Source organism: Clostridium saccharobutylicum DSM 13864 (genome assembly GCF_000473995.1).
In the GTDB taxonomy this organism is placed as follows: Bacteria; Bacillota; Clostridia; order Clostridiales; family Clostridiaceae; genus Clostridium; species Clostridium saccharobutylicum.
Genome location: NC_022571.1, coordinates 3,473,988 through 3,499,076, shown reverse-complemented (window position 1 = coordinate 3,499,076; position 25,089 = coordinate 3,473,988). Strand labels below are relative to the sequence as shown.

The 25,089-nt window shown below is 27.2% G+C and carries 21 protein-coding genes and 1 pseudogene; 19 read left to right on the top strand and 3 right to left on the bottom strand.

Features of this window, described 5'->3' with window-relative positions:
• Nucleotides 1-29 precede the first annotated feature (29 nt).
• The 11 genes and pseudogenes from hemC (at nt 30) to CLSA_RS15150 (ending at nt 12,466) form a co-directional block, all read left to right on the top strand.
• The gene (gene hemC / locus CLSA_RS15200; protein WP_022747277.1) at nt 30-911 is read left to right on the top strand and encodes a hydroxymethylbilane synthase; all 882 of its coding nucleotides are present in this window, start codon (nt 30-32) and stop codon (nt 909-911) included.
• Between the two features lie 24 nt (nt 912-935).
• On the top strand, nt 936-2,399 hold the full coding sequence (cobA, locus tag CLSA_RS15195; RefSeq protein WP_022747276.1) for a uroporphyrinogen-III C-methyltransferase: 1,464 nt from the start codon (nt 936-938) through the stop codon (nt 2,397-2,399).
• A gap of 287 nt (nt 2,400-2,686) precedes the next feature.
• The gene (hemB, locus tag CLSA_RS15190; RefSeq protein WP_022747275.1) at nt 2,687-3,652 is read left to right on the top strand and encodes a porphobilinogen synthase; all 966 of its coding nucleotides are present in this window, start codon (nt 2,687-2,689) and stop codon (nt 3,650-3,652) included.
• 45 nt (nt 3,653-3,697) lie between these two features.
• Nucleotides 3,698-4,987, top strand: a complete 1,290-nt coding sequence (gene hemL, locus CLSA_RS15185; RefSeq protein WP_022747274.1) for a glutamate-1-semialdehyde 2,1-aminomutase — start codon at nt 3,698-3,700, stop codon at nt 4,985-4,987.
• Between the two features lie 83 nt (nt 4,988-5,070).
• Nucleotides 5,071-6,021, top strand: a complete 951-nt coding sequence (locus CLSA_RS15180; RefSeq protein WP_022747273.1) for an L-lactate dehydrogenase — start codon at nt 5,071-5,073, stop codon at nt 6,019-6,021.
• Between the two features lie 304 nt (nt 6,022-6,325).
• Nucleotides 6,326-6,496: pseudogene (locus CLSA_RS24070) on the top strand (IS5/IS1182 family transposase); the annotation flags it as partial.
• A 691-nt stretch (nt 6,497-7,187) separates the two neighbouring features.
• Nucleotides 7,188-7,634: a PIN domain-containing protein gene (locus CLSA_RS15170; protein WP_022747271.1), complete on the top strand. Its 447-nt coding sequence runs from the start codon at nt 7,188-7,190 to the stop codon at nt 7,632-7,634.
• 139 nt (nt 7,635-7,773) lie between these two features.
• Nucleotides 7,774-9,153, top strand: coding sequence for a L,D-transpeptidase family protein (locus CLSA_RS15165; protein ID WP_022747270.1), 1,380 nt, complete (start codon nt 7,774-7,776; stop codon nt 9,151-9,153).
• Between the two features lie 253 nt (nt 9,154-9,406).
• Nucleotides 9,407-10,105 carry a response regulator transcription factor gene (locus tag CLSA_RS15160; protein WP_022747269.1) on the top strand — a complete coding sequence of 233 codons (699 nt, stop codon included), beginning with the start codon at nt 9,407-9,409 and terminating at the stop codon, nt 10,103-10,105.
• Nucleotides 10,092-11,453 (top strand): sensor histidine kinase, encoded by a 1,362-nt coding sequence (locus CLSA_RS22190; RefSeq protein WP_022747268.1) that lies wholly within the window; start codon nt 10,092-10,094, stop codon nt 11,451-11,453. The genes CLSA_RS15160 and CLSA_RS22190 overlap by 14 nt, the downstream gene beginning before the upstream one ends.
• Nucleotides 11,454-11,971: 518 nt before the next feature.
• Nucleotides 11,972-12,466: a L,D-transpeptidase gene (locus CLSA_RS15150; RefSeq protein WP_022747267.1), complete on the top strand. Its 495-nt coding sequence runs from the start codon at nt 11,972-11,974 to the stop codon at nt 12,464-12,466.
• Between the two features lie 3 nt (nt 12,467-12,469).
• Here CLSA_RS15150 and CLSA_RS15145 read toward each other — a convergent pair whose 3' ends face one another.
• A complete protein-coding gene (locus CLSA_RS15145) occupies nt 12,470-13,183 on the bottom strand; it encodes a GNAT family N-acetyltransferase (protein ID WP_022747266.1) in 714 nt (237 codons plus the stop codon).
• Between the two features lie 467 nt (nt 13,184-13,650).
• Here CLSA_RS15145 and CLSA_RS15140 point away from each other — a divergent pair, with 467 nt between their 5' ends.
• Entirely contained in the window at nt 13,651-14,295 is a 645-nt protein-coding gene (locus CLSA_RS15140) for an epoxyqueuosine reductase QueH (RefSeq protein WP_022747265.1), read from the top strand.
• A 77-nt stretch (nt 14,296-14,372) separates the two neighbouring features.
• Nucleotides 14,373-14,930: a DUF3867 domain-containing protein gene (locus CLSA_RS15135; protein WP_022747264.1), complete on the top strand. Its 558-nt coding sequence runs from the start codon at nt 14,373-14,375 to the stop codon at nt 14,928-14,930.
• A 131-nt stretch (nt 14,931-15,061) separates the two neighbouring features.
• On the opposite strand, the gene CLSA_RS15130 is transcribed toward CLSA_RS15135, so the two are convergent.
• Nucleotides 15,062-16,036 carry an alpha/beta hydrolase gene (locus CLSA_RS15130; protein ID WP_022747263.1) on the bottom strand — a complete coding sequence of 325 codons (975 nt, stop codon included), beginning with the start codon at nt 16,034-16,036 and terminating at the stop codon, nt 15,062-15,064.
• A gap of 613 nt (nt 16,037-16,649) precedes the next feature.
• Between CLSA_RS15130 and CLSA_RS15125 the strand changes: the two genes are divergently transcribed.
• From CLSA_RS15125 to CLSA_RS15105, 5 genes are all read left to right on the top strand, one after another.
• Nucleotides 16,650-17,588 (top strand): DUF6414 family protein, encoded by a 939-nt coding sequence (locus CLSA_RS15125; protein WP_022747262.1) that lies wholly within the window; start codon nt 16,650-16,652, stop codon nt 17,586-17,588.
• Between the two features lie 221 nt (nt 17,589-17,809).
• Complete coding sequence (gene thrC, locus CLSA_RS15120) at nt 17,810-19,267, top strand: threonine synthase (RefSeq protein ID WP_022747261.1); 1,458 nt, start codon at nt 17,810-17,812, stop codon at nt 19,265-19,267.
• A gap of 12 nt (nt 19,268-19,279) precedes the next feature.
• Complete coding sequence (gene thrB, locus CLSA_RS15115; protein WP_022747260.1) at nt 19,280-20,176, top strand: homoserine kinase; 897 nt, start codon at nt 19,280-19,282, stop codon at nt 20,174-20,176.
• Complete coding sequence (locus CLSA_RS15110) at nt 20,176-20,613, top strand: ACT domain-containing protein (RefSeq protein WP_022747259.1); 438 nt, start codon at nt 20,176-20,178, stop codon at nt 20,611-20,613. The genes thrB and CLSA_RS15110 overlap by 1 nt, the downstream gene beginning before the upstream one ends.
• A gap of 442 nt (nt 20,614-21,055) precedes the next feature.
• Nucleotides 21,056-22,072 (top strand): hypothetical protein, encoded by a 1,017-nt coding sequence (locus tag CLSA_RS15105; RefSeq protein WP_022747258.1) that lies wholly within the window; start codon nt 21,056-21,058, stop codon nt 22,070-22,072.
• Between the two features lie 512 nt (nt 22,073-22,584).
• Here the strand turns inward: CLSA_RS15105 and CLSA_RS15100 are convergent.
• Nucleotides 22,585-23,430, bottom strand: a complete 846-nt coding sequence (locus CLSA_RS15100; RefSeq protein ID WP_022747257.1) for an AraC family transcriptional regulator — start codon at nt 23,428-23,430, stop codon at nt 22,585-22,587.
• A 157-nt stretch (nt 23,431-23,587) separates the two neighbouring features.
• Between CLSA_RS15100 and CLSA_RS15095 the strand changes: the two genes are divergently transcribed.
• On the top strand, nt 23,588-25,036 hold the full coding sequence (locus CLSA_RS15095; protein WP_022747256.1) for a UDP-N-acetylmuramoyl-L-alanyl-D-glutamate--2,6-diaminopimelate ligase: 1,449 nt from the start codon (nt 23,588-23,590) through the stop codon (nt 25,034-25,036).
• Nucleotides 25,037-25,089: the final 53 nt, after the last annotated feature.

Below are 25,089 nucleotides of genomic sequence, written 5' to 3'. Positions count from 1 at the left end.
AAACAAGAAGAATGGAGGTATGTTGATTAATGAATAAATTAGTCATTGCAACAAGAAAGAGTAAGTTAGCTCAAACCCAAACAGAGATAATAATGAAAAGTCTAAAAGATAATTTTAATATAGATAGCGAAAAACTGCTTATAGTTACAGAAGGAGATAGAAAATTAGATGTTTCCTTAGCTAAGATAGGAGGAAAAGGACTTTTTGTTAAGGATATAGAGATTGCACTTTTAGATGAAAGAGCAAGTGCAGCAGTTCATAGTATGAAGGATGTACCTTATGAATTAAGTGAAGAATTTGAAATTACAGCAATAACAGAAAGAGAAGACATTAGAGATGTGCTTATTTCAAAAGATAATATACCATTTAAAGAATTGAAAAATGGAGCTAAAATAGGAACAAGCAGCATAAGAAGAGCTGCTCAACTTAAACTTCTTAGAGAAGATTTAGATATAGTTTCAATTAGAGGAAATGTTCAAACAAGATTAGAAAAAATGAAGAGTGAAAATTTAGATGGAATTATATTAGCAGCCGCTGGGTTAAAGAGATTAAACCAAGAAGATATAATAACAGAATATTTTGATCCAAAAGTATTTTTACCAGCTGTAGCTCAAGGTGCGCTTGGTGTTGAATGCTTAAAAAATAGTGATGTAAGAGAATATATAAAGAAATTAGAAAATAAAGAAGCAAAATTAACAGTAGAAGCTGAAAGAAGTTTTATGAGAGAGCTAAATGGAGATTGTCATAGTCTTATTGGAGCATACTCAGAAATTCAAGGAAATGATCTTTACATGATTGGAATATATGATTTAAATGGGGAAATAGTTAAAAAGGATATTTTAGGAAGTAAGGATAATCATATTGAATTAGGAAAGCAGCTAGCACAAAAGATATTAGGCATACGAAAATAAAAGTTAACTACAAGGAGGAAGAATATGAGTAAAGTATATATAATAGGAACTGGTCCTGGAGATGAAGAATTACTAACAGTAAAGGCAGTTAATGTTTTAAAAAAATGTACTGCAGTGTTATATGATAGATTAGTTTCAAATAATATTTTAAATTATTTAAATCAAGATTGTGAAATTTATTATTGTGGTAAAGAGCCTGGAGCACATTATAAAACTCAGGAAGAGATTAATGAAATGTTAGTTAAACTAGCAAAGAAAGGTCATATCGTTGGAAGAGTTAAAGGGGGAGACCCTTATGTGTTTGGAAGAGGTGGGGAAGAAGTGCTAGCCTTAAAGGAAGAAAATATTTCTTTTGAGGTAATTCCAGGAGTAACTTCGCCTATTGCAGTTTTGAATTATGCAGGAATTCCAATAACTCATAGAGGAATAGCTCAAAGTTTTCATGTTATAACAGGTATGAGTGCAAAAAGTTTAAATACTAATTTTAAATCACTGGCAATGGAAGAAGGAACATTAGTATTTATGATGGGATTAAGTAATTTAGAAGAAATAGTGAGTAAACTAATATCTAATGGAAAAAATCCATCATGTCCTTGTGGAGTTGTAATGAGAGGAACATCAAGTAAGCAAAAGAAGGTCATAGGTACACTAAAAAACATATCAGAAAAAGTTAGAGAAGCTGGTTTGCAATCACCATGCATAATTGTAGTTGGTGATGTTGTAACTTTAAATGATAGCTTAAGCTGGTATGAAAATAAGCCTCTATTTGGCAAAAATATATGTGTTACAAGATCAGAAAAACAATCAACTTCTTTGAAACAAAAATTAAGAGAGCTTGGTGCTGAAGTAACAGCAATACATTCTATAGAAATAAAAAGTACTGCAAGCAACTTAGATAATTATATAAATAAATTAGAAAAATATAATCATATTTTATTTACATCAGTTAATAGTGTAAATATATTTTTTGATTATTTAAAAGAAAAACGATATGATATAAGGGGATTAAAAGCTAAAATTTCGACAATAGGAAAAGCAACGTCTGAAGAATTAGAAAAAAGAGGTATAATAAGCTTTTTAATGGCTAGGGAATTTATCGGAGAAGGATTAGTGGAAAAATTGAAACCTCATATTAAAAAAGGAGAAAAAATACTTTTACCATGTTCATCTAAAAGCAGAGCTTATGTTTATGATGAACTTATAGAAGCTGGAGCAGAGGTTGATAGAGTATTTATATATGATACAGTTTGTGGAAATGTAAGAAATGCTAAAGCTTTTGATGAAGTAGACGCAGTATTTTTTACAAGTCCATCTACAGTAGCTAATATGGTTGAAATGGTTGGAATAGAAGCAATAAAACAAAAGAAAGCTATTGCAATAGGAAGAAAAACCAATGAGCCACTTGAAAAATTGGGAATAAAAGCTCATATATGCAAAGAACATTCTGAAGAAGGATTTTTAAAAGAAATAGAGAGCATACTTAAATAATCTATATCTAATATGGTTGAAAAATTTATATTTGTAAAAGTAAGTTATGTATAGAGTATAATATATGTAGTAATGATTGATATAAGGCACAATCAAAAAATTAATAGACCAGTATGTTTGATAGTTTCGTGTCATACTGCGTTAGCAAATTCTACAAGCAGATAAGTTGTTAGTAGAATTTGCTTACTTGTCTGAAACTAAAGATGAAGCGGTGTATATTGAGTCTATTATTTTCTTTCGTGTGCTTAAAATTTATCATTTATGTAATAATGAAAGGTGTTTATAAGATGATTAAAAGAGGAAGAAGACTTAGAGCTAATTCAGCAATTCGTGATATGATTAGGGAGACAACTTTAAATACTAAAGATTTTATTTACCCTATATTTGTTGTAGAAGGGAAAAATATTAAAAATGAAATTTCTTCATTACCAGGAAATTATCATTATTCAATTGATAGATTAAGTGAAGTTGTAAAAGAAGTTGAACAAGCAAATATTGCAGGGATACTCCTTTTTGGAATACCAGAACATAAAGATGAATGTGGTTCTGAAAGTTACAACGATAATGGAATAGTTCAACAAGCTATAAGAGAGATAAAGAGGTTGAACAAAGATTTATTGATTATTACTGATGTGTGCATGTGTGAATATACTTCGCATGGACATTGTGGAATAATTCATGAACATGATGTTGATAATGATGAAACTTTGGAATATTTAGGTAAAATATCAGTATCTCATGCTAAAGCAGGTGCTGATATAATTGCACCTTCAGATATGATGGATGGAAGAATAGGATTTATTAGAAATGCATTAGATGAAAATGGATTTAAAAATGTAAGTATAATGAGCTACTCTGCAAAATATTGTTCAGCATATTATGGTCCATTTAGAGATGCAGCTGGATCAGCGCCTCAATTTGGAGATAGAAAAACTTATCAAATGGATCCAGGTAATAGGTTAGAAGCAATTCGTGAAACTCAAATGGACTTAGATGAAGGCGCTGATTTTATAATGGTTAAACCTGCTCTTTCTTATTTGGATATAATAAGAGAGTGTAGAGATAAGTTTAATGCTCCTCTTGTAGCGTATAATGTAAGTGGAGAATATGCAATGGTTAAAGCGGCAGGAAAACTTGGTCTTATAGATGAGGAAAGAGTAATGATGGAAACTTTAACTTCAATAAAAAGAGCAGGAGCAGATATTATCATAACTTATCATGCTTTAGAAGCATCAAAGATTTTAAAGAGATAGAATATTAGAATATGCTTATATAATGTTGGCTAAGGAGGAATTGCAATGAAAAATCTTGAAATATTTAAAGAATCAGAAAAATATATGCCAGGTGGAGTTAACAGTCCAGTTAGATGCTTTAAGGGGTTAAATTTTAATCCACCTATAATAAAAAGTGGAAAAGGCGTAATAATTAAAGATGAAGATGATAATGAATATATAGACTTTGTATTAGCGTGGGGACCATTAATTCTTGGGCATTGTGATGAAGATGTTGTGAAAGCTGTTCAAGAAACTAGCAGTAAGGCTTTAGCTTTTGGAGCACCAACAAAGCTTGAATTAGATTTAGGGAAGTTTATGTGTGAAAACCTAGATAATGTTGATATGATCAGAATGGTTAATTCTGGGACTGAAGCAACAATGAGTGCTGTAAAGCTTGCTAGAGGATATACTAAGAGAGATAAAATAGTTAAATTTGCAGGTTGTTATCATGGTCATTTTGATGGATTTTTAATAGAAGCTGGTTCTGGAGTAATGACAAATGGAATACCAGGTTCACTTGGAGTTCCAACAGGAAGTATAGAGAATACATTAATAGGTCAATACAATGATAAAAAACAAATTATTGAGTTATTTGAGAAGTATGGAAATGAAATTGCTGGAGTTATTATAGAGCCAGTAGCTGGAAATATGGGAGTTATTAAAGCAGAAGAAGATTTCATGGAAACATTAAGAGAACTTTGTGATAAATATGGTGCGCTATTAATTTTCGATGAAGTTATGAATGGATTTAGAGTTGCATTTAAAGGTGCACAATCTTTATTTAATGTAAATCCAGATTTAATTACATATGCAAAAATAATGGGAGGGGGACTTCCATGTGGAGCATATGCTGGAAAAAGAGAAGTAATGGAAAACTTAGCTCCAGTAGGAGGAGTATATCAAGCAGGAACTATGTCTGGAAATCCAATAGTAATGGCTGCTGGACTTGCAACACTAACTAAGTTAAAAAACAATCTAGAATATTATGATCATATAGAAAAGATGGGAAGAAAACTTGAAGAAGGTGTATGTGAAATATCTAAGAAATATAATCTTCCTGCAGTAATGAATAGAGTAGGTGGAATGCTTACAGTATTCTTTACAGATTTAAAAGAAGTTAAGACTTATGATGATGTTAAAACATGTAATGTTAAAAGATTTAATAGATATTTTGAACACATGCTAAAGAGTGGAATTAATTTAGCACCATCACAATTTGAAGCTGTATTTTTAAGCGTAAAACATGAAGAAAAACATATTGATGCTTATTTAAAAGCTTTTGAAGAATTTGCAGCCAAAGAAATTCATTGCTAAAATAGATTATGATACATTCAAATGTGATTAATTTATTGTATTTTATATAATATTTATAAGCGAATTAGTAAAGGGTGAGATATATGGCAATAGGTAGAAGTAAAGTAGTAGTTGTTGGTACAGGAGCTGTTGGAGCTGCTGTAGCATTTGATATAGTTATGAATCATGTTTGTGATGATTTAGTGTTGATTGATATTAATAAGGAAAAATCATGGGCAGAAGCAACAGATCTTCAACACTCTCTTGGATATAATGGAAACAAAATGAAAGTAAAAGATGGTGAATATGACGATTGCAAAGATGCGGATTTAGTTGTAATAGCTGCAGCGTTACCTTATATCACAGGACAAACAAGATTAGATATGATGGAAAAAGCAGCTGGAATAATGGAAAGTATTGTGCCTCCTATCATGAAAAGTGGATTCTCAGGAATTATTGTTGTAATAACAAATCCTGTAGATGTGATGTCATACTATGTGCATAAGCTTTCAGGTTTACCAGCTAACAAGGTAATAGGAACAGGTACAGCTCTAGATTCTGCACGTTTAAAGTATCATTTGGCAGATGTTATGAATGTTGATCCTCAAAGTGTGCATGCATTATGTATGGGTGAACATGGGGATTCTCAAGTAATTCCATGGAGTCAAATTACAGTTGGTGGTAAGAAATTTTTAGATATAATCAATGATAACAAGGTACGTTTAGGAGAATTTAATATTGATTCTGTATCAGAAGACATTAAGATGATAGCATATCGTATTGTAAATGCTAAAGGAGCTACTACATTTGGTATTGCTGCAACTACAGTTCAAATCATTAAAGCAGTATTGCGCGACGAAAATAAGGTTATTCCTGTGTCTGCAATGCTTAATGGTGAATATGGTGAAAAAGATATATATGCAGGAGTACCAGCTGTTTTAAATAATCAGGGGATAAAAGAGTTAGTCGAATACCATTTATCAGAGAATGAGATGGCAGAATTAAAAAAATCAATTGCAATAATTAGAGATTATAGCAAAAAGCTTAATTTATAATATAGACTTATGTGATAGCTAACCGAAATAAGGGGAATTCTTTTGCTAGGTTGCTAGATAATTAAGAGACCACTGAAAAAGTCCTTCTGTTATGACTTGGCCATGAAATGTTATTAATAATATTTCATGGCTTTTATAATATAATTATGGTATTAAATTTAAGTAGGTGTTTATATGGATTAAGCAACAGCAATCTATAATTTTAAGTTCATATTCAGGTATATATGACATAGTAGTTCCTAAAGATAATTTATTAAGAAAAATAAACGAATTAAAGTCCATAGTAAATAAAACTATGAAATCAGGTTTTAAAATTGATACCATTATTGGAGAAGCTGCATATTTTGAAAAAGGAAATATTTAATTTGCAAATGAGAATAGTATACAACTTGTTTCAAAACTTAACACTGCTGTAACTCAAGGTCATAGAAAAAAAGAAGATGAGTTTGAATTTAATAAAGCTGTTTCATACTATTTTTATGATATTTTAAAAGTTGTTACTAAAAAACTATAGTTTTTTAGCGACCTCATTATAAATTGGATATCTATAGTTCCTTGATAAAAACTAAATATATGTATGGAGAAAGGATAGTTGTCATCTTATATGGTAGCTACAAATAAATCTCCTATAGATTTCTAATTTACTTTTAAAAAATATTAGAAACACTAGATGCTTTAGAATATTTACTTGATATGATAGCATATTAGTATTTAACGAATTCTATATGGATAAACAAAATACGAACTAGAACTAAACTTTGAAATATATTCTATACTAGAAAGAAAGAGGATTATTTTACGTAGTGTTACGTTGATAATTTGGTTGTAGGTATTTCTTCAGTAGAAGTTGTTCAATTCTTGCTTGTCACAAAAGTGACAAGCGAAATTTTACATTTCGTTCTTCGAACTTTCTCAGTGAGCACTTGTCTTGGGAGCATGCGGGAATGGGTACAACTTCTGCTGTTAGAAATCCACAGCTAAATTGTCTAGCAACCGAGTAAAATAGTCCCCTTTCTTTCGGTTAGTCACCACAAACCTGAGAACAAAGCTGTTTATCTATAAGGGATAATTGATAAAGTTATATGGCAATATAAATAATGGTGTTTAAATGAACATTCCAATAACGAAAGAATAAAATAACATTATAAATTATAGGAGTAATAATTATGAATGAATATTTATTAGATAGTAATATTGTTATAGGACTTTGGAAGCAGTATCCTTTTGTAATTGATAAACTTATTAAAGATAAAAAAATTAAAATATTAAAAGAAATAAGTGAAGAACTTGTCGTAAAGGAAATGCGACAATATAAAGGGCAGCGAATATTATCACAAAGATTTTTAAGCTTAATATCTTTTATTATAGAAATAGATAAAAAGAAGATTAAAGAATTTTATTCAATGATAAATGTAAAATATTCCAATAAAGGTAATGCTTATTACGCTACAAATAAGCTTTCTGAAAATGATCTATTATTGCTATATGCTTGTTATTTAGATAATGATCTTATATTGGTAACAGAAGATAAATATTTATTTAATACTGGAAAATTTGTATTAGGTGAGCATAGATTAATGACTTTAAGGATGTTAGTTGAGAGCATAATATAGATGTGATAATAAAATAAATTATTTAAGACATATTATATAATTGGCTTGGATTAAATTACCGGTCTTATAACAATTATTAACGTTAAAAAGAGCAAATAATTTATTTTAAGTTTAGGCATAATAATATAGGGGCGTTATTATGAAACAAAAAAATAAAATGTTAATAAGTACTAATAAATGTTTTTTTACTTTTCTTTCTATATGCTTTTGCACAATTATTTTTTATATAATAAGTAATTTTTATTTATTTCCTACAATAAGTTGTAGTAATTTTTTAGAAAAAAATGCAGAGGAGGTAAAGATAGAAGTTCCGGAAGAACTTAAAACATATATTCTGGAGTTAAAAGAAAGAGGAAATAACAAAGAACAAATTACAGCAACTGATATTGGTTTAAAATATAGTTCACAGTGGAAAACTACGCATATTAAAGATAAAAAAAGTTCTTTCCAATGGCTTTTTACGCTTTTTGATACAAGAACTTCTAAAATAACACAAGTGGTGGATTTTGATGAGGTCTTATTAAAAAAAGCTTTAGATAACTTATCATGTTTTGATGAGAATAATATAATTGAGCCTCAAAATCCAATATTTAAATACACAGAAAATGGTTATGAAATTATAGATGAAGTTTACGGAAATAAAATAAATAAAGATATTTTATATAACTATGTGAAAAATGCAATTCTTAAAGGAGAAACAATAATAGACTTAGAATCTATTAATTGTTATGAAAAGCCACAATATACTTCAAAATCTCAAGAAGTTATAGCTGCCAAAGATATGCTTAATAAGTATGTAATGTCAGAGATTACTTATAAATTTGGAGAAAGTAAAGAAGTGTTAGACAAATCTATAATAAACGAATGGCTGACAGTTGATGATAATTATCAAATAATATTTGATAAAGAAAAGATAAAAAAATATTTACATGTGCTGTCAAATACTTATGACACAGTTGGTAAGATTAGAAATTTTTCTACTTCATTAGGAAAAATGGTAAAAGTAAGTGGCGGAGACTATGGATGGGCTATTAATATTGATAACGAAATGAACGAATTAATTAATATCATAAAAGAAGGAAAAACTATAACAAGGCAACCTGTATATAAGCAAACAGCAATATATCATGATGATAATGATATTGGGAACACTTATGTAGAAATTAATATGACAAAACAGCATTTATGGTTTTATAAAAATGGGACATTAGTTGCTGCTGGGGATGTTGTTACAGGTAATATAAGTAGAGGTCATTCAACACCGGTAGGCATTTATAGATTAAAGTTTAAGCAAAAGAATGCTGTTTTAAAAGGCGAGAGTTACAGAACACCTGTTAAGTTTTGGATGCCATTTAATGGTGGTATAGGAATTCATGATGCAAGCTGGAGATCACAATTTGGCGGTGATATATATAAGACAAGTGGTTCTCATGGTTGTGTAAATGCACCTAATTATTTAGCGGGTATAATATTTAACAATATTGAGGAAGATACTCCTATTGTTTGCTATTATGAATAATTTAGATTATTAAGATAAGGGATTTGTTATGTGAAAAACTCAGTGATATTTTTTATATTGCTGAGTTTTTAATATGTGTAAATATATATTAATGGAAAATTTAAAAAGATTGAATTGGCAACAGTAAATAATTATATGACAATATTATCTAATAGTAGTTACTTGTATAAGTTATGAATATAATCTTTTTTTATAAAGTCTTATGTAATATAATAGTCTTTAAGTAAAAAAATGCTTGTTGGGAGATGTTTTTTTGAATAAATCAACAGTTTTAATTGTAGATGATGACATGGACATAAGAGAAATAATAAAACTATATCTTATAAATGAAAATATTGAATGTATAATGGCAAAGGACGGAAGTGAGGCGTTAGAGAGAATACAAAACAATGATATAGATTTGATTGTATTAGATATTATGATGCCGCAATTAGATGGTATACAAGCTTGCTTAAGGATTAGAAAAAATAATAAAATTCCTATAATAATGATTTCTGCTAAAAATGAAGATAGTAGTAAGATACTAGCATTAAATATTGGAGCAGATGATTATGTGACAAAGCCTTTTAACCCGTTAGAACTCGTTGCAAGAATAAAAGCACATATTAGAAGAAATACTGAATTTAAAGAAGTTGCAAAAAAAGATAAAAGTAAAATACAAATATATGATTTATCAATAGATTTAAAAAGTAGAGATGTATATAAAGGTGATGAATTTATAAAAGTTACACCTACAGAATTTGATATTTTAAAGATACTTGCTGAAAATAGGGGAAGAACTTTAACTACAGCACAAATTTATGAGATGGTTTGGAATGAGCCTTTTATAAATTCTAAAAATACAGTTGCAGTACATATAAGAAATATACGAGAAAAAATTGAAATAACTCCTAAGGACTCAAAGTACATTAAAGTAGTGTGGGGAGTTGGATATAAAATTGATAAAGAATAGAAAAATAGCAACCAAATTGTTAACATTAAATATAATTTCAGTATTTATTATTATATTATTTACTTTTATTGGTATTGATACTAGTTTAAAAGACAGAGATAATACTGAAAATTTAATATTATGTGCGGATAGGATTTATGTTGAACTTAGTGAGCACTTTAATATTGAAAATACTAATAATAAAAATTACATAGAGTCGTTAAAGAAAGAATATAATAATTTGGAAATTATTATATATGATAAAAATGAAAATATAAGATTAAAAACGGATGGTGTAGATGAGGCAAAAATAGATCTTAATCAAATGCAATATATTATGCGGAATAAAAATGGTGATTTCAATCCATTTATGAAAGAATACAAATTAATAGATAATGGACAAACTTTTGAACTAGTAATTTTTAAGTACAGATCTTCAAATAGCACTGTAGAAAGCTATATAATGAGAATATTGTTTCCTATAATAATAGTATTAATTATTGAATATTTAATAATTAGAAGAAAAGTAAAACAACTTATATACATTACTGATGGAATTATAACCATGTCTAATGAAAATTTAGAGTACAGGTTAGAATTAAATTCTAATGATGAATTTGGAATCTTAAGTCATGAAATAAATAAGATGTCATCTAATCTAAAAATAAAAATAGATAATGAAAGAAATATGTATAAATTAAAAAATGAACTTATAGCAAATATTTCACATGATTTAAGAACTCCATTAACAAGTCTTATAGGTTATATGGAGATTGCTAAAAATTTAGATTTAAAACTAGAAGAAAAGAATGATTATATTAAAAAAAGTTTAGAAAAAGCTGAAAGAATTAAAATATTAATTTGCGAATTATTTGAGTATTCTAAACTTGAAAGTGGCGAAGTAACCATAAATAAAATTCCCATAAACATAATTGAAATGCTTGAACAAACAATAGGTGAATATTCTAATTTAGCCTATAACAATTATCTAGATATAGTAAAATTATATAAGGAATTTGAGATTATAACAAATATTGATGGAAATATTATGATTAGAGTTTTTGAAAATTTATTAGATAATGCAATTAAATATAGTAAGAAAAACTCAAAAATATATATCGATGTTATTAATGATGAAAATTATTCAATAATTACACTTGAAAATACAATGGAAGAAAGTATAGAATGTGATTCCAATATGCTTTTTGAAAGATTTTATAGGGGAGATAAATCTAGAAATCAAAAAATAAGTGGATCTGGATTAGGATTATTTATTTCTAAATCAATAGTTGATCTTCATGGAGGAGAAATACACATAGAAACAGAGGGACATAGATTTAAAGTTTATATTAAATTACCTAAAGGTTAATTTTAGTTATTACATAAATCAAGACTTATACTTATGTAATAACTAACCGAAATAAGGGGAATTCTTTAGCTCGGTTGCTAGATAATTTGGCTGTGGAAAATGAAACTCGACTCACATATGTTCGCTGAGTAAGTTCGAGAAACCAAATGCAAGATTTGGACTCTCACTTAACAGCAGAAGTTGCCCCATTCCTGCATGCTCATTAAACAAGTTAAGGACAAGCGAGAATAGAACAACTTCTGCTGAAGAAATCCTACAACTAAATTATCAACGCAACGCTACGCAAAAGAATTCTCATTATTTCTAGTATGGAAATACATTCTAATTATAAGTCTGAGTCTTAAATTGGATATCTATATGATGAAAGAAACATAATTGAAATGATGTTTATGTAAATAGAGAAAAATTAAAATTTCATAATATAAGTATTATGTGCTTAATATTTTGTTAGTATAGTAAAAACAAATTTACTAAAACTTACATATAATATTTTTAGATTAATAATTAGGAAGTTAAATATGAAAATTTTATGCAGACTTTTTAGAAATAAAGAATGTTATAACAAAACCAATAGAGCAAATGATGTACAATCGAATTCTGATATAACAAAGTATGTTAATTCAAACAATCTTTCAAGTGCAACAAAGTATCTAATATTAGTAACTCTTAGTAATTTTAAAGTTAATATTTTTCAAGGAAGCACAAATAACTGGACTTTAATTCATAGTTATTTGTGTACAATAGGAAAAAAATCTACACCAACTCCAAAAGGATCTTTTACAGTTGGAGCAAAAGGACTTTATTTTGGGGTAGAAAAGGGATATAAATGTTGGTATTATACTCAGTTTAAAGGAAATTACTTATTTCATTCAATAATATATAATTTAGATGGTTCAATAAGAGATGGGAGACTTGGAATGGCATTATCTGATGGTTGCATAAGGTTAACTAAAATAAATGCTAAATGGATATGGGATAATATCCCGCAAGGGACTAAAGTAATAATAAAATAAATTTTATTTTATTAGCCAATATACCTTGTTTGAGGATAATTGAAATCCAAGTTTTCTTTGCAAAGCTATGGAATTAGTATTTATTTCGACAATTTCACCATAGGGGTATCTATGATTAGCTAAAGCATAATTAGTAGCAGCAATCTGTAGAGCGCAGCCAATCCCCCTTTTTCTGTATTTAGGAAAAACTTCCAACATACCTATGGAGCCTTCTTCATGACTACCTATAAAACCGCATAAATTATTATTGAGGAAGGCACCAAACATTTCATTTGCATTTAATCTATTTTCTATGTAAGTATCTTTTACAATTTCTGCTTTACAATAATTTTTAGTTATAATATTCGTATATTTATTTGTAAGGAATCTAATTTCTACAATCGGATTTTTTATTTCTATATGTGTTTTCTTTATATAAACGCTATTATAACAGAGTATTGTTTTTTTAAAATTGAATTTTATTTTCAATAAATTATAAGAAAATTTATCATGTGCAACAATAATATCAATATTTTGAGGTATAGAATGAAGTAACCTTTTGGCTATTTGATAATTAGTTGTAAAAATCATATAAATTTGAGATGGAATATCAATTAAAAGTACACCATCATGTGAAGCAAACAAAATTTCGGCACTGCCTCTTCGTATACATTCAAGCATATCTACATTTAATAAAAAATCTTTAGATAACATATCGCTAGCAATATTATTAATCATAATTTATGAATCCTTTCTTAATAAGCAAAGTAATGCTTTTAATAGTGATACTAATTAAAATGAGTTAATCCAAAATATAATTAGTATTTTAATGTAAAGATTACGAAAAGATGAATTATTACAGTATATTTTACCTTTAAAATTATATTATAACTGTTTAATATAATGCAAATTTATAGTGAAGTATTAGATAAGAAATAAGATAGGTAATGTGGAAAAATTAAATTAGGCAGAAATTAAGTAGATATTGATACTTTTCAATATAACTAAGTATTGATATAATACCAATAAATAGAGGAATATAAGTTTGAATAAAAAAGCTCATTATATATAAATAATTTCACTTATTTTGGTTAGGTATCACATAAGTCTAATAAGTAAGTTATTTATGTATAATTAAAAATTTTATTTGATGCTATGTATATTTATATCAAACAATGGATAATAAGATAAGAAGGAATGAAATTATGAACAAAATTAATTATCAAAAAGAATTAGATGCATTAATAGATACTTTAGTTAAAGAAGACAAACAACCTAAATTATTATTACATAGTTGTTGTGCACCATGCAGCAGCTATATTTTAGAATATCTATCTCAATATTTTCATATAACAGTTTTCTTTTATAATCCAAATATCTATCCTAACGAGGAATATTCAAGAAGGGTAGAAGAACAAAAAAAGTTTATTTCAGAGCTTAAAGTTAAATATCAAATAAAATTTTTAGAAGGAAAATATGATACTGATGCATTTTATGCTCTTTCAAAAGGATTAGAAGCTGAAAGAGAAGGCGGAGAAAGATGCTTTAAATGTTATGAATTAAGACTGAGAGAAGCTGCAATTATAGTTAAAGAGGGAGATTACGATTATTTTACCACTACTTTATCTATAAGCCCACATAAAAATTCGCAAAAATTAAATGAAATTGGTAGGAGATTATCACAAGAGTATAATGTAAAATACTTATATTCAGATTTTAAGAAGAAAGAAGGATATAAACGTTCAATAGAGCTTTCTAATGAATATAATTTATATAGACAGGACTATTGTGGATGTGTATTTTCTAAAAATGAAAGGATTAACTTTTTAAAGAATTCTGCTCAAGAATAGCGATGATAAAAAAATATGAACAAATACATATTTTGTATTATAAACTATTATATAATAGTAAAAAGGAGAGGATTAGTATGTCTGATAGAATTATAGATTTCAATGAGTTGAAAAATAAGGCCAAAGAAAAAGATGTAGATAAGTTTGAAGACTACATATACTCTATGTATTATCAAATGGCTGAAGGAAAAATAAATATGGCTGATTTTTCTAAACAAATAATGTCTTATATGCAGGAAAATAATATTTCTCAAGATAAGTTGATTAATATACAAAAAAAATTTTTAGAGAGATATGGATTTGATTCCGCTATGTTAGAAGAACAATTTAAATTATCTGGACTTGATATGAATAGTTTGGGATTAAATTATAGCAATGTTAAAAAAAGCATAAGCTTTCAAGATAAATATAAAGATAAACTTTCAAATAAGTCTATATCTGAATATTTCATAAAAAATGAAAAAAATAATTTAAAGGCATTATTAGAAAATGAGAAAGTAATATTAATAAGTGAAAAAAATATAGATTTGAATGATAATGAATTAAATGAATTTCTATGTTCATATAAAAAGATATTAGAAGATAAGAAAATACAAATAGTGCTATGCGAAAATACAAGACATTATGAGTACTAATTTTTAATATATAAAGTATGTAAAAATAGGAAAAGCAGATACAGGTATTTATGAAGCAAAGAAATGTTAAAAAATGCTTCTATAACACCATATATCTGCTTTTTATATTGTTTAACGATTTTTTATAAATGTTAAAGTGGTGAATTTAAAACTATAAATGATAATAAACCTTTTGACATAGATATAATATCATCACTTGAAATATCTGATAAATCATGAGCGCTACTATCCAAGCTTATTAATTGAGCTTTAACACCAGATTCGTTACATTTACTATAAAGTTCTTCAGAACTTTTATAAGGAACTATTGAATCCGCTTTACTATGAATTATCAATGTTTTAGGTGTATTAGAGTTAATGTAATTTATAGGATTAAATTTATCGATTATTTCACTCTTGTTAGTAATTGATGAAAATATTCTTGATAAATCTGCATTTAAATTAGATGTATTTAGTAATCCTAAATCGGTAGGACCAGAAAAATCAATTAAGTACTTAACTTTTGATGAATAAGCAGTTAAATCAGGATCATCTGTAAAATCTTTATCATTACTGTATCCAGCCATAAGTGAAAGATGAGCACCAGAGGAAACACCTAGAACACCTATTTCATTTGTATCAAGATTATAAGTAGATTGATTTTTATATATCCATCTAATAGTATCTTTAACATCACAAATCTGTTTGTTAAAGTTTTCTTTGTTTCGCATAAGCTCATAAGATGTACTTATAATTGTATAGCCTTCACTTCTAAATGTATCTAAAACAGGGCTTAAAGCATCAGGAATTGTTTTATCACCGTAAGCCCAACTACCACCATGAACATAAACAATTACAGGAGAGGATTTATAGATGTTTTTTGAAGGACCATAAATATCTAGAGTTAATGGGACACCATTAGTATTTTTATATACAACATTTTTATAGTCCATAGAATTTGAAGCAACTCTAATATCCAAATTTTTTGTTGATGATATATTTTTTTGTAACGAAATATATTTTTCTGCAATTCCATAACATAACAGCAATCTCTTGTGAAAGATTAATATAAATATCATAATAACTAAAAATAAGATTAAAAATAATTTTTTTAAAAATTTTTTCATAAAATATCTGCCTAATTGAGACAAGGCACATGAAATGAAATAACAAATCAAATATAATACTGAATTATCATTTCTGAATATGCCTTAAGACCTAAGTAAAAATAGGTGTACAAGAATTAAGCTTATCTCCTTTCAATTAAAATTAAAATGCATATGAAAGAAATAATAGGCTCATCAACTATACTGGTCTATTATTTTTTTAGTACTAAACATTTATGAAAACAATAAATATTTAGAATAAAGTATATGAAAATAAATAACAAGTCCAAAATTTTTATCAAGCAAGCAGATAAATTTATTTGTTATTTATGTCATTGTGCCTAATAATCAAATCAAAAATATTTTATGTAAAAAATAAATAATATATTCTAAAGATATAATTCATATGCAATATATAAATTATATCACTAGACTATATAAGAATTTATAAAGTAAGAAAATTGTAAGTTTTACTCTTCATTGTTTAAATAAAACAATAGTTAAAACTAATATTGATAGGTTTTATTTATATATTTTTGTATGTGCTTAATCCTGCAAGGAATATGACAAGAAAAATACTAATAATATATAAGTATAAGCTAATTAGTTATTAATCCTTTCGAAAGGAGAAATCATGGACAATCTTTTTGATGTACTTGTTTATTTAGATGAAAATTTAGTTAGAAATCTATCTTCATTAGTATTAACAGGATATATAGAAACCACAACTTTAACTCAATCATTTGATAGAACTTTGTCTGCAGGAATAAGAGATGGAGATAAGAATGAAAATTTTAATCAAGGAATTTATACTAAAACTGAAAGAGAAGGCTATAAGGATAAGAATAGCCAACAGTCTAATAATGCTTTGATTAATTATCATGTAGATAGAGATTTTGATGCAAAACAATGCGTAAAAGAAGAAAGACAGGTAAAAACAACATATACAACATTTGTTTTAAATGGAAATCTAATAAATCATCTTAATAAAAACAACCAATTACATCATAAAGATGAAACAGATATAGAAAATAATAATGTCTATACGGGTGATTTAATAGAAATTGAAGGAACAATTACTAATGAATGCATTTTAACATATATTGATACATTAACAAATTTGCTTAATATTTTTGGATGTGAATACTTAAATAGCTTATTAGGCAAAAAAGAGACTAAGATTAATTTTTCTATGTTTTTAAAGATGCTAACATATTTACAAGATATTTTAAAATGTAATAATACATTGGATTTGATAATGAAGACTGGGAATGGAACAGTAATTTTAACTGTAAATAAAGATAATTTTATGAATGGACAGTGTAATATTTTTGATAAGATAAATTGTCATTGTAAGGTTGTTGGCAAAGTAATTAAAACTTGTAGTGCTGAAAGTGATACAATAAGTCTTCTTAGAAAAACAGGACAAGAGAAGTTTTATGAAAATTTTTTTAAAAAATGCGAACCGCTTTTAGAATGCTTGACAAAGAATGACATTGTTATACCACAATGTCCTAAATTGAGACTTGAACAATGTGCTATACAAATAATGCCGTTTAATATTTATATGTAAAAATTAAAATTTAAAAATTAAAAATAATTATGCAATGTTTTGGGAAAGAATATAATTAATGAAGATATGAAAAAATTATTATGTATTTAACAGAAAAACACTTGTATATCAATTGTATACATGATAATATATAGTACAAGAAGATTATGTATATATTTTTAAATATTTGTCAAGTAAAAAAGAATATGTTCATATAAAATACAAATTTGAGGTGATAAACAATGAAGTTTAGAAGTACTAGGGGTCTAGAAAAAAATGTATCTTCGGCAAATGCAATAATTAATGGAATTTCAAAGGATGGCGGGCTATATGTTCCTGATGAATTTCCTAAAATTTATGATGAATTAAAAAATAATACTAATATTAAGTATGAAGACTTAGCATTCAAAGTTATAAATGAATATTTTACAGATATTGATGATGCAGAGTTAATGGGGGCAATTAATGATGCATATAATGACAGATTTGATGTTAAAGTTAAAAATAATTTCTTAGAATTATATCATGGACCAACATGTGCATTTAAAGATGCAGCATTATTATTTTTACCACAGGTTATGAAGAGAGCTAAAAAAATTTGTGATGTTAAAGAAGATATAACAATACTTACTGCAACATCAGGAGATACAGGAAAAGCTGCACTTGAAGGCTTTGCAAAAGTTGAAGGTTTCAAAGTTGTAGTTTACTATCCTAAAAATGGAGTAAGTGCAATCCAAGAAAGACAAATGTCAAGTCAACAAGGAGACAATGTTAAGGTCATTGGAATAAGGGGCAATTTTGATGATGCACAAACAGGAGTAAAAGAAATCTTTGGGGATAATAAATTCAGAGAAAAATTAGTTGAAAAAGGATTTGTTTTATCATCTGCAAATTCTATTAACATTGGAAGACTTGTACCTCAAATAGTGTATTATTTTTATGGATATTTTAACTTAATAAATCAAGGGGTTATAAAAAAGGATGAACTTATAAATGTAGTAGTTCCAACTGGAAACTTTGGGAACATATTAGCAGGCTATTATGCTAAACAAATGGGATTACCTATTGATAAATTTATTTGTGCATCAAATGAAAATAAAGTATTAACAGACTTCTTCGAAACTGGGGTATATGATAAGAAGAGAGAACTTGTTTTAACAGAATCACCTTCAATGGATATACTTGTTTCATCAAATCTTGAAAGATTATTATATGAAGCAAGTGGAAGAGACACTGAAGTTGTTAGTGAATTAATGAAGGATTTAAATACTAAGGGTGTTTACGAAGTTAATGAAAAAATTAGAAGTTTCGTAAAAGAATTCTATGGAAACTTTGCTAATACTAAAGAAGTATATGATGCAATAAAAGAAGTTTATGAAAGAGACAATTACTTAATGGATACTCATACAGCTGTGGCATATGTAGTTAAAAATAAATATGTAAAAGAAACTAAAGATGATAAACCAGCTTTAATTCTTTCAACAGCAAGTCCATATAAATTCCCAAGAAGTATTTGTAATGCACTTAACATTGATGTAGAAGGAATAAACGATTTTAAAGTGTTAGAAAAATTATCAAATGAAACAAAGACAGAAATACCAAGCAGCTTAAGTAAATTAGAAACTGCTAAGGTATTACATGATGAAGTTTGGGATAAGTCTGAGATGAGAGATGCTCTACTTTCATTCTTAAACGCATAAGGGGCGATGCGCATGATTAAAGTTAGAGTGCCAGCTACATCAGCAAATATGGGACCTGGATTTGATTCATTGGGAATAGCATTAACTTTATATAATGAGTTTGAATTCAGAGAATTAGATAATGGCTTAAAATTTAATGGAATGCCAGAAGAATTTTGTAATGAAAAAAATATAATTTATCAAGCAATGAAACATTGTTTTGATAAAGCGGGCTATAAAATAAAAGGATTAGAAATAAGTGAAATTAAACAAGATGTACCAGTATCAAGAGGTCTTGGAAGTAGCTCTACATGTATAGTTGGGGGACTAGTTGGAGCTAATGAAATTCTAGGTGGAAAATTTTCAGAAGAAGAATTATTAGATATGGCTGTGGAAATTGAAGGTCATCCTGATAATGTTGCACCAGCGCTACTTGGTGGCATGGTTGTTTCAATAACCGAAGAAAACAAGACTTTTTATGATAAGGTAAATATAAAAAATGGATTAAAGTTTGTAAGCATAGTGCCAAACTTTAGACTATCTACAGAAAAAGCGAGAAGTGTACTGCCAAAAGAGATAAGCATGAAAGATGGGGTCTATAATGTTTCAAGAGCAGCTCTTATGGTAGCATGTCTTAGCAGTGGTAGATATGAGTTAATAAAATATGCATGTAAAGATGCCTTTCACCAAAATTACAGGAGTAAATTAATTCCTGGTTTTGAAGAGGTGTATAATAAGAGCTATGAACTTGGAGCTTTAGGCTGCTATTTAAGCGGAGCAGGTCCAACAATTATGGCACTTATCGACGAAAACAATGAGCGCTTTAGCAATAAGCTTGGGGAATTTTTAAGAGAAGAAGGATTGGAATGGGATATATTAGAATTATCTTTAGATGATGCGGGGGCAACCATTATAGAAGGTATGAGCTAATGAGTGGAAATTACTTAGTTATAGATAAGAGAGTATTACCAGATGTATATGAAAAAGTTCTATTTACAAAAAAGCTATTAAAAGATGGAAAAGTGAAAGAAATTACAGAAGCTGTAAAGATAGCTGGAATAAGTAGAAGCGTATATTATAAATATAAGGATTTTGTATTTGATTTTTCAGAAACTTCAGAAGGTAGAAAAGTTACTTATAATATTATATTTAAAAATGAGAAGGGACTTTTATCTGCTATTAGTAATTTTATTGCAGAACAAGGAGGAGATATCTTGACAATAAATCAAGGTATACCTCTGAATGGATATGCTAATTTAAGTATAACAATAGATTTATCAACTGTTGATGGAGATATAAAAACATTGACAGATGGCTTGCTTAACATTAGAAATGTTGAAAAAGTTGAATTTATCGGAATGGAATAAAAAATAAACCTTAGAAATTAAAATTGAATTTCTAAGGTTTATTTTTTATTTAAGTTCTACCTTCAATATTTTTATATATGAATTATTATCATGAAATGGATGTATTATACGAAAATTAGGAGATGTATTTAAACAATAAACAATAAAAAATGTTCTAATAATAATTACATAACATATATTTATTTATAGTTAGATAAATTATTTTAAGTAAGAAATATACATAAATTCAAAAATAAATAATTTTTGTAATATGGAGGAGAAAACATCTATAGTATAGAATATTAAATTTAAAAGATAGAAAATGGGAGTGATATGAAAATGATTGATTACAAATAATGATTTTTTATATAATTATCTAAAATATTACTATTTAAATAAAAGTATAGTAATGTTCTAAGTAAATATGATGACGTAATAATTCTATGGTAAAGGGGAAAGTAAAATGGGGAAAAAATATATAATGTTTGTAAGTGAAAAGGGTTTCTTGGATAAGGATAATAATTTTTCAATAGCTGGAGTGGTTTTTGATCAGGATTATTGCACTAATGTAGAAGATAAGGAATGTGAATTATCAAGTAAAGTAAATTACTGCAAAGAAAGAATACTTGGAAAAAATGGATTTGAAATTTGTATTGATGATATTCTATTACCACAAAATGAATATAAAAATATAAATAATGATAATAAAAAAGAATTTATAAATCAAATGCCAACGTTATTTAAAAAGGTAAAAACTAATTTAATATTAAGTTCAATAAAACAAAGTGATGGATTAAGAGATGATTCTTATAATAAGGTGGTCAATAATTTATTAAAAAATTTCTATTCATTTTTAATTAGGAAAAAAGCAACATGTGGTGGAATAGTTATAGAATCTAAGAGTGATAAAGAAAGTTGTATAATTCAGCAAAAGTTTTTTGATATATATAATGAACGTCGCAATAATTTGATTATGACAGAAAATAGTCAAGAAAAGATAAATAGTTTTATTGTATGGGAAAAGGCAAATAAAAAATATGGAGTTGGAATAGAAGCAGCTAATTTACTAAATAATATATTATATAGAGTTTCCAATGGATTAACTGAAGTCGATAATAGTGTAATTTCTTATATTGAATATGGTAGTGAAAATAAAATATTTAATATAATAGAAAATAAAATATATAGAGATAAAACAATAGATGCATCCAACAAATTTTCAGAAAAAGACTTAAATACTATAGATGTGTTTGTTAATAAAGTAGAAAAATTAAAAGAAGAATTAGAGTTAAAAAATATAAAAATTGGTGATAAAGAAAGAGAAATAAACAAATTAACACAAGAAATGAGATCATTAAAACAAAGATTAGAAGATGCTATGAAAAGTAGAAAAAATGATAATATAATATTAGAAATTCTTTCAGATATAGATATGAAGATGAAGGGGTTTGAAATGACAGCAAGCGCAATGAAAAGTTGATTTTCTAATTAAACAAAATTTTACAGCCAGCAAATAGTTATAAATCAATATATCAAGTAGTCAATTTTCTTATAATTTGTTGTGTAAATTGAAGACGTAGTAAGAATGATTTATAGGGTTCCGCAATGAGAATAGAGCTTATATGAATCTCAGCCGAAATTAGATACATATTTGTTCCATAGGACTATGAAAATTTCGCTGAAAGGTTCTAAATGTGAGGTTGATCCATTTCCGCATGCTCCCAATATAAAAGCTCTCAGAGAAAGTTCGAATAACGAAATATAAAATTTCGATTCTTACTTTTGTGACAAGCAGTAAATGGAACAACCTCACATTAAGACCTTAAACAGCTTATTTTCAAAGGCCTATTACACAAACATGTATCCAATTTCTCTGTTTGTGATATATTAAATTTTCAGTAACCGAAATAAATGCATGATCTCTATTTCTGTTAACTATAGCATAAGTTTAAGTTGTTTATCGATATCAGCATCTTCATTTATTTTATATTTTTATTGAAAATCTTTTGGGGATTTACCAAACATTTTTTTAAAGGAACGAAGAAAGCTAGAATAATCGTTAAATCCACAATTGGAACAAGCTTTTATAATAGGAGAACCATCTTTTATTAGTTCTTTTGCTATTAATAGTCTTTTTTGCAGAACATAATTATGAAGTGTGTAACCTGTTTCTTTTTTAAATTTGTGCATTAGATAATATTTGCTAATATAGAATTTCTGAGAAAGAAGCTCTAGAGAAAGTTTATTACATAAATTGTTATTTATATATTTTAAAATTTCTTCAATTTGTTTATCATACTTAAGAGATTCTTTATCGTCTATATACATGTTACCAAGATGTACTCTATTTAAGTAAACGAGAAGTTGAATGAATAAAGAATTACTTAGAAGTTTACTGCCAAAATCAGAAGAATCTAAAGATGATTCTAACATTTCTATAATTGCTTTTATCTTGTTTTGAAATTTAGCTTCAAGCCTAACGAGATTGAAGCTTTTTTCATTTGCTAGTTTAAAACATGTTGATAAGTCACAATTCTCATAATTATGTTTTTTTATAAAATCCGAATTAGCCCAAATAATTATTCTTTCATAAGTTTCAGAAGGATCAATAACAGGTTTATGAACGTTGTGATTGTTCACAAGTAGAATATCCCAAGGTTTTAGAAAATATGCTTTTCCTTCTATTAGATAGGTTACTTTTCCTGAAAGAAATATTATTATTTTATTAAATTCGTGGTAGTGAAATTCAAATTCTTGATTCTTTTTATCTCTTATATGAAATAATTGGAAGTCGTTATTTAAATATCCAGATTTTTTATTATGATATTTATCATCCATTGCTATATAATCCTTTCCAATTTTAGTTGAATGTATCTAAGTAAATCATATAGCACTTTTTACAACATATCAAGCAATATATGCACTATTTATAGCTAAAATGATGAGTATAATAGAAACATAAGACATCGCAAAAAGTTGTTTGGAGGTTTTTAAAATGAAGTTATATGATTTACTGGATAATATGGATTATATGATTGTAAATGGGCAGTTAGATAAAGAAATAGAAAGTATTAGTTATGATTCGAGAAAGATAATGAAAAATTCTTTATTTGTATGCATCAAAGGCAATCATGTTGATGGACATGATTTTATAAAAGAGGGGATAAAAAAAGGCGCTTTAGCAATAGTAGTAGATGAAGAAATTCAAATTAAGAATCGTGAGATTACAGTTATAAAAGTTGAAAATACAAAAATAGCATTAGCAAGTATAGCAAATACATTTTATAAATCACCATCTAATGAAATAGAATTAATTGGGGTTACAGGGACTAATGGTAAAACTACAGTTATACATTATATTAAAGATGTATTAGAGGGCTATGGAAGAAAAACAGGAATAATAGGTACTTTAGGATATGAACTTAAAGGTGAAGATATAAATATAGACAAAACAAATCCAACAACACCTGAGAGTTTGGAATTACAACAAGTATTTAGGGAGTTTATTAATAAAGGGGCTAAAGATATCGTTATGGAGGTAACGTCTTCAGCATTAGCTCAATATAGAGTTGATAATTGTGATTTTAATGTTGGAGTATTTACAAATTTCTCTCAAGATCACCTTGAAGAGCATGGAACTTTGGAAGCATATAAAAATGAAAAAATAAAGTTATTTAAAAGATGCAAAGTAGGGATTATTAATCTGGATGAGAAAATTTCTCGGGAAATAATCAGAAAATCAAATTGTGAGATTTTAACTTATGGAATTAAGAAGGACGCAGATATTAGAGCAACTCAAATTAGATATGATAATAATAAAGTAACTTTTAATGTTAAATTTAAAAATTTACGTGAAACTGTAAAAATAGATACTCCTGGAAAATTTACAGTTTATAACGCTTTAGCTGCCATAGGGGCTTGTTATGCATTAGGTATAGACATTAAAGAAATATTTAGATTGATACCCAATGTTAAACATGTTCCAGGACGAGTAGAAATACTAAAAAACAGTTTAAATAAAAATATAATAATTGATTATGCTCATACTCCTGATGCATTAGAAAAATTGTTGATGATGGCTAAGGATATAGCTAAAGGAAGAATTATTACTGTATTTGGTTGCGGGGGAGAAAGAGATAAAACAAAGAGACCAATAATGGGAATGATAGGTGGAATAATGTCAGATTATTGTATAGTAACATCTGATAATCCAAGAAGGGAAGATCCAGAATCTATAATTTGGGATATTGAAGAGGGAATGAAAATTATAAACTGTCATTATGAAAAGGTTGTTGATAGAAAAGAAGCAATAGTAAAAGCAATAAATATGTTAAAGGACGAGGATTTATTAATAATAGCAGGAAAAGGTCATGAAGATTATCAAGTTATAGGAGGCAAGAAGTTACATTTTGATGATAGAGAGGTAGTAAGACAATTTATATAAAATAATATTATAGGTTTAATAAAATGTAATTACTAAAAAGACTTGAAAAAAGT

Bases quoted from the DNA above. Each gene is read 5' to 3' on its own strand.
- hemC (WP_022747277.1), top strand. From the start codon at position 30: ATGAATAAATTAGTCATTGCAACAAGAAAGAGTAAGTTAGCTCAAACC.
- cobA (WP_022747276.1), top strand. From the start codon at position 936: ATGAGTAAAGTATATATAATAGGAACTGGTCCTGGAGATGAAGAATTA.
- hemB (WP_022747275.1), top strand. From the start codon at position 2,687: ATGATTAAAAGAGGAAGAAGACTTAGAGCTAATTCAGCAATTCGTGAT.
- hemL (WP_022747274.1), top strand. From the start codon at position 3,698: ATGAAAAATCTTGAAATATTTAAAGAATCAGAAAAATATATGCCAGGT.
- CLSA_RS15180 (WP_022747273.1), top strand. From the start codon at position 5,071: ATGGCAATAGGTAGAAGTAAAGTAGTAGTTGTTGGTACAGGAGCTGTT.
- CLSA_RS15170 (WP_022747271.1), top strand. From the start codon at position 7,188: ATGAATGAATATTTATTAGATAGTAATATTGTTATAGGACTTTGGAAG.
- CLSA_RS15165 (WP_022747270.1), top strand. From the start codon at position 7,774: ATGAAACAAAAAAATAAAATGTTAATAAGTACTAATAAATGTTTTTTT.
- CLSA_RS15150 (WP_022747267.1), top strand. From the start codon at position 11,972: ATGAAAATTTTATGCAGACTTTTTAGAAATAAAGAATGTTATAACAAA.
- CLSA_RS15145 (WP_022747266.1), bottom strand. From the start codon at position 13,183: ATGATTAATAATATTGCTAGCGATATGTTATCTAAAGATTTTTTATTA.
- CLSA_RS15140 (WP_022747265.1), top strand. From the start codon at position 13,651: ATGAACAAAATTAATTATCAAAAAGAATTAGATGCATTAATAGATACT.
- CLSA_RS15135 (WP_022747264.1), top strand. From the start codon at position 14,373: ATGTCTGATAGAATTATAGATTTCAATGAGTTGAAAAATAAGGCCAAA.
- CLSA_RS15130 (WP_022747263.1), bottom strand. From the start codon at position 16,036: ATGAAAAAATTTTTAAAAAAATTATTTTTAATCTTATTTTTAGTTATT.
- CLSA_RS15125 (WP_022747262.1), top strand. From the start codon at position 16,650: ATGGACAATCTTTTTGATGTACTTGTTTATTTAGATGAAAATTTAGTT.
- thrC (WP_022747261.1), top strand. From the start codon at position 17,810: ATGAAGTTTAGAAGTACTAGGGGTCTAGAAAAAAATGTATCTTCGGCA.
- thrB (WP_022747260.1), top strand. From the start codon at position 19,280: ATGATTAAAGTTAGAGTGCCAGCTACATCAGCAAATATGGGACCTGGA.
- CLSA_RS15110 (WP_022747259.1), top strand. From the start codon at position 20,176: ATGAGTGGAAATTACTTAGTTATAGATAAGAGAGTATTACCAGATGTA.
- CLSA_RS15105 (WP_022747258.1), top strand. From the start codon at position 21,056: ATGGGGAAAAAATATATAATGTTTGTAAGTGAAAAGGGTTTCTTGGAT.
- CLSA_RS15100 (WP_022747257.1), bottom strand. From the start codon at position 23,430: ATGGATGATAAATATCATAATAAAAAATCTGGATATTTAAATAACGAC.
- CLSA_RS15095 (WP_022747256.1), top strand. From the start codon at position 23,588: ATGAAGTTATATGATTTACTGGATAATATGGATTATATGATTGTAAAT.